Annotated in this window: 1 pseudogene; it reads right to left on the bottom strand. The window is 51.0% G+C overall.

Annotation, left to right across the window (positions count from 1 at the left end):
• A pseudogene (locus FDX22_RS00245) lies at window positions 1-583 on the bottom strand (AarF/UbiB family protein); the annotation flags it as partial.

Genomic DNA, 583 nt, shown 5'->3' with positions numbered 1-583 from the left:
TTCTGTTGGTCGCAGGCGACGCCCATCTGGCAGCAGACGAGGAACCCAACGAGCCAGGCGGTAGATCAGTTTTAAATCCGCTTTGATGACCGGCAGTATGTCCGGGCGAATAACTTTGATCACCACCTCTTTGCCATTCGACTTCAGTCGCGCGGTATGAACCTGAGCAATAGACGCAGATGCCAGTGGTGTTATCTCAAAATCATCAAACCACGCTTCAACAGGTAGCCCACCCATTGCTTCTTCAATTTGTTCTTTTGCCCGTTGTCCATCGAATGGAGCAACCCGATCCTGCANGCCCGTTGTCCATCGAATGGAGCAACCCGATCCTGCAACAGGGCCAACTGATCGGCGATGTGCGGCGGAAACAGATCTCGACGGGTGGAGAGCATTTGACCAAATTTGATCCATACCGGCCCCAATTCCTGCAAAGCCAGTCTCAGCCTTTCACCCAGCGGCTTATCTTTATGTCGGTTTGGCATCCAAAACAATGTGTAACGCCACAGACGGAGCGGCAGCGTAATACGCATTTTAGGGATGAGTTCATCAAGACCGTAGCTTAAAAAAGTGCGAATGATGAAAT

It is taken from the genome of Citrobacter sp. TBCS-14 (assembly GCF_005280805.1).
Classification (GTDB): domain Bacteria; phylum Pseudomonadota; class Gammaproteobacteria; order Enterobacterales; family Enterobacteriaceae; genus Citrobacter; species Citrobacter gillenii.
The sequence above is the reverse complement of the archived record's forward strand: the minus strand, read 5'-3'. Positions and strand labels throughout refer to the sequence as shown.